This is a genomic window from Azotobacter beijerinckii (genome assembly GCF_900110885.1).
GTDB lineage: Bacteria > Pseudomonadota > Gammaproteobacteria > Pseudomonadales > Pseudomonadaceae > Azotobacter > Azotobacter beijerinckii.
The window spans coordinates 1-1,356 of the sequence record NZ_FOFJ01000164.1; the positions used below are offsets into that span (position 1 = coordinate 1).

Here is a 1,356-nt window from a genome sequence, read left to right on the forward strand (position 1 = left end):
CAAGGCCTGGGTCGATGCCGCGACGGCTCGCGCCCATGTCTCCACCGACCGCCTCATCAAGGCCTCGAAAAGTAAAAGACCTTGAAAGGGGTGCCACTTAGGGGTGCGCTTGAGCATGGTTTTCCTCCTTGGCTTGGACAGATTCGCGAGCAAACTCGCGCACCACGAAAACCTCCCCCTCGGCCGTGACGACCGAGGGCGTTTTCCGGATTTGGAAGCGACGGGCCAGGTCGCCCGGCAGCAGGTACAGCGGGGCGTCGATGGCCTGCTGGGTGCGCTCGAACAGCGGCCAGCCGGCGTCGGGCGGGATCTGCGTGGCCATGACGGTGACGGTCAGGCCGCGGCCGTGGTCGGCCCGCTCGCGCTGGGCCAGAGCCACCTGCCAGGGCTGGGTCGGGTCGATCACCACCAGCTTCTGATCGAAGGGCCGCACATGCAGGGGATTTATTCTCCCGGCCTGGGCCACGACCCGGCCCTCGGCGTCGAGAATGTCCTGCGGTATCACCACCGAGGGATCGACCCGGCGGGTGGCGTTCACGGTGGCGGTCGGCAGGGCATGGCCGCTGTGGGCGTGCCAGAAGCGGTCGAGGGCGCGCTGCTTCATGACCGCGAAATCCAGGCCCTCGATGCGCACCTTGGCGACTTCCAACAGGTCGGGCTCGAGGATGTCGCGGGGTGTCCCCAGCGTGCCGAGGTCGCCGGCGCGGCCCTCTCGCATCGCCTCCTCGACATAGGTCACCGAGTCGATGCCCACGACCTTCGCCGCCAGCGACTCGTCGGGACGCTCGATCACCACCGCGGGCACCAGCTGGATACCGTGGCGCCGGAACGCCAGCGGATCGAGCAGCACCGGCACCTGGCTCTCGGTCGCCTGCGTGAGCCGGTGCATCCGGGTCATGGCATCGACCATGCGCAGGCCGTCGGGGATACCGCGAAACACCACGCCGACCCCGGGCTGGCCGTCGTAGCGGCGCAGGATGTCCTCGAGCGCCGCCTCGCCCAGCGACCACGAGACGAAGACCAGCGTCCGGAAGCCCTCGCCCAGCGGATGCGCCCGCTCGGCGGGGGCCGTATCGCGCGCGGGCAGATCCAGCGCCTCGCGCCGGGCCTGCGCCGCCTGCACCACCGTGTTGCGCGACAGCGCCTGCACCCACTCCAGCTCGCCCCGGTCGGTCAGGGCCTGGGCGCCCGCCCGTCCCTGCAGGGAGAGGTCCCTGGCCTGCTCCAGCAGCGTGGCCGGAAGATCGGCCGACTGGTAGACGTTGGCGCCCAGCGGATTGGCCGGGGCGGGATTATCCGAGGCGAAAGCAACACCCCCCAGAGACAGACCCGCCAGCGCCGCCGCCAGGGCGCTCA

General features: G+C 70.2%; 1 protein-coding gene. It reads right to left on the reverse strand.

The features are described 5' to 3' along the window. Positions 1-97: 97 nt before the first annotated feature. Positions 98-1,356, reverse strand: a 1,259-nt coding sequence (locus BMY22_RS23375) for a TrbC family F-type conjugative pilus assembly protein (RefSeq protein ID WP_090625723.1), incomplete at its 5' end; no start/stop codon positions are given.